Below are 3040 nucleotides of genomic sequence, written 5' to 3'. Positions count from 1 at the left end.
ACCCCACCGTCCGGACGGGAGCGGTGGCGCCCGCGATGGCCGCCGCCGCACCAGCACAGCCCGCCGCCTCCCCGCCGGCCGCTCCTGCCGAGGACTCTGCCTCCGCGAAGCCTGCCGCGGCCCCGGACGCGCCGTGTGCCCTCCCGTCGATCCCCGACGGGGCAGTGGGCAACAGCTGGTTCACGCACACCCCGAACCTGCTCTCCACGCCACCGAACTTCACCCAGCAGGCCCGCTCCACGGTCTTCCTGGACACGGACACGGGCGTGCTGGTGCACCGCAGCGAGACCCACCGCCTCGACCTCGGTGCCGCCTCGGGCGCGGAGATCCTCACCGCCGTCTTCCGCACCCTCCCTGAAGGCGTAGAGCGGATTTACATCACCGCTGGCGCCCCCTGGCACCGTGACGCTGACCGCTACCCCTACCTGCGTGACGCGGTGGCCGCCTGGCTGAACGCCCCCATCCCGGGCTGGCGTACGGACACCGGCCGCGGCCGTGACCGGATGGCCGGGCACTTCGTCCATGCACGCAATCCCGTCGGCCGCTATCAGCGCGAACACGGCGAGCAGCATGTGGAGATCCGCTCGGTGGGGGAGTGGTTCGACGTCGACGGCGACGCCCCGCACATCGTCCGCGACGCCTTCGTCCTGCTGTGGCAGGCTCTGCGCCGCCACTGGCCCGATGCGGTTCTGATGGGCTCCCCCTCGCAGACCGGCCGTGACCTGTGGACCCGCACCATCCCTACCCGTGGCCAGCACGCCGACGGTTTCCCCGTCCTGTCCGAGGAACTGCGCGGCCTGCTGCACGCCACCGCGGGTCAGGGCCGCAATGAACTGCTCACCCCGCCCCGGGTGCCCGAGCAGCTGCCCGAGCTCGTGGAGTATGACCGCACCTTCGCCTATGCCAAGCACACCTGGAAATCCCCGGTGGGCACGCCCCGCCGCATCACGGCGGCCACGTTCGCCTCCTGGAGCGAGAAGGAGCAGATGCGTGCCCTGTACGGGTGCGGGCACTGGCAGGTCCGCGTGACCGTCCCCGACACCTGGAACCACATCGGCCTCCTCCCGGCTCCCGCCCCCGGAGACCGCGCCTGGCACTACCCGGCCGCGCCCGGCACCACCTTCACCACCTGGGCCGGCGGGCCCGAAATCCACACCGCCCTGGCCAACCCCATCGCCCCGTGGAAAATCGAGATCCTCGACGGGATCCTGTGGGACGACGGCAAACCCCTCGACGACTGGGCCAAGAAACTCAAAGAGACCTGGACCAACCTCTCCGCCCAGGCCCACTTCCAGGGCGATCCCCAGCAGGCCCGCGCCGCCCACCTCGCCTCCCGCGCCGTGCGCTCCATCCTGCTGTACGGCATCGGCTCCTTCGCTCAGCGTCCCCGCATGGTCACCGGCACCACCCCCCGCAGCCTGGAGCGCGATGTGCCGCCGGACGCGGAGATCATCGGCTTCGACGACGAGTTGATCACTTGGCAGAAGCCCACCGGCTTCAGCCGCGACCCCAATGCCCACCCCGAATGGGCTGCGGCGATCTGGTCCGCAGCGCGCGCCGCCCTGCTCACCCAGCGGCACCGCGACGACGACACCTACGCCGGGGCCCTGCACACCCCGCCCGGCACGGTGGTCGCCTTCCGTACCGACGCCCTCTACCTCACCCAGCCCCACAACTGGCCCCACCACCACCAGCCCGGCGACTACCTCCTGCGCGGCCGCCTCGCCGGGCCCGTCACCGCTCCCACCACCGAAGAAGAACTCCTCACCCTGCGGGACGCCGGACGTGCGGCCCTCTCTGCTGAGAAGGAGGCCTGATGCCGCCCCGCCGTCGCAACCGGCCAGGACACCAGGGCGAGTTGAACGAAGCAGCCCGCCTCGCCGACCGGCTCCAGGCGGCCGGCTACACCAAACGCGACATCGCCCGCATCATCGACCGCGACCCCTCCCTGGTCTCGCAGTTCTACACCAAGAACAAGGGAGCCGCCTTCGTCCCCGCTCTCCGGCAGGTCCTGACCGCCGTCGAGACCGGCGGTATCACGGACCTGCCCGAACTTGCCGCCATCGCCGCCCGTCACACCCAGCGGCGCACCACCGCCTCCGGCGCCCGCGCCCGGGTGCGCACCAAGGCCGTCCTGATCACCCCCACCGGATCCGGCACCGGCCGCGTCGGCGCCCAGGCGATCGCCTCCGGCTCCGCCCGCCTGCGCCCCCTGATAGCCGAAGCCGCCCGCCGGGGCCTGCGCCTGGCCTTCACCGTGCGCCTCGCCAAGACCGGCTACGTGCACCCTTCCGGCAGCCGCACCGACTCGCCCGGCATCCGCCGCGACGTCATCCAGCGCGCCGACCACACCGAGGAACGCTCCTACGGCTCCGCCCAGACCGGCGGCTTCGACGCCGCCGACTTCGCCCGCCGCGTGGACGCCGCGGCCGGCGACGTCACCGCCGCTGTGCACCAGTGGCTGGTGGAGACCGGCCGCATCCGCCCCGACGCCCAGATCATCCACCTCGAGGTCCGCACCTGGCGCTCCCGCTGACAGCGGCGGACAGCGCCTCAGGCTTTCTGGTCGGCAGCCTCCTCGGGCTGCGCCTCGGCCTTGGGCCCACCCGTCGGCTCAGACGCGGGGGCGGTGTAGAAGACGGACTTGCCCTGCTTACTGCGCTCGGCCTGGCTCTTGGCTACGAGTCCCTCGAGCGTGACCCGCACGACCTTGGTCGTGATCTGGCGCTCGGGATAGGCCTGGCCGAGCGCTGTGGAGATCTCCACGGCGGAGCGCGGTTCCTTCGACTCGGCGAGGTGGCGCCGGATAAGCTCGACCAGGGTGGGCTGGGCCGCTTTCGTGGCACCCTCCGCCTTGGTCGCGGGCTTCTTGACTGCTGCCTTTTGCGGCGCGGCGGCGGACTTGGCAGCCCTCTGAGCGGTGTGCAAGCTGAAGTTGCTGGTCACGGGGCTGGTGTGCGTGGGCATCGGGATGCTCATGCTGGTCGCTGGCAGATGACTTTGGTGAAGATCGTCGGTCATCGGGCGACTTCGCGGTTGG

Annotated in this window: 2 protein-coding genes and 1 pseudogene; 2 read left to right on the top strand and 1 reads right to left on the bottom strand. The window is 71.6% G+C overall.

Annotation, left to right across the window (positions count from 1 at the left end):
- The coding region (locus tag GUY61_RS36760) for a hypothetical protein (RefSeq protein ID WP_279576898.1) at nt 1–1817 on the top strand (1817 nt) is incomplete at its 5' end.
- Nucleotides 1817–2536: a helix-turn-helix domain containing protein gene (locus GUY61_RS36755; protein ID WP_166634638.1), complete on the top strand. Its 720-nt coding sequence runs from the start codon at nt 1817–1819 to the stop codon at nt 2534–2536. The genes GUY61_RS36760 and GUY61_RS36755, both read left to right, overlap by 1 nt.
- Before the next feature lie 17 nt (nt 2537–2553).
- Here the strand turns inward: GUY61_RS36755 and GUY61_RS36750 are convergent.
- Nucleotides 2554–3040, bottom strand: a pseudogene (locus GUY61_RS36750) (hypothetical protein); the annotation flags it as partial.

Origin of the sequence: Streptomyces sp. GC420 (genome assembly GCF_009916105.1) — a bacterium.
Classification (GTDB): Bacteria; Actinomycetota; Actinomycetes; order Streptomycetales; family Streptomycetaceae; genus Streptomyces.
Note: the sequence above shows the minus strand (reverse complement) of the source record. Positions and strands in the feature narration are given on the sequence as shown.

Coding starts and splice junctions, on each gene's coding strand:
- GUY61_RS36755 (WP_166634638.1), top strand. CDS start 1,817: ATGCCGCCCCGCCGTCGCAACCGGCCAGGACACCAGGGCGAGTTGAAC.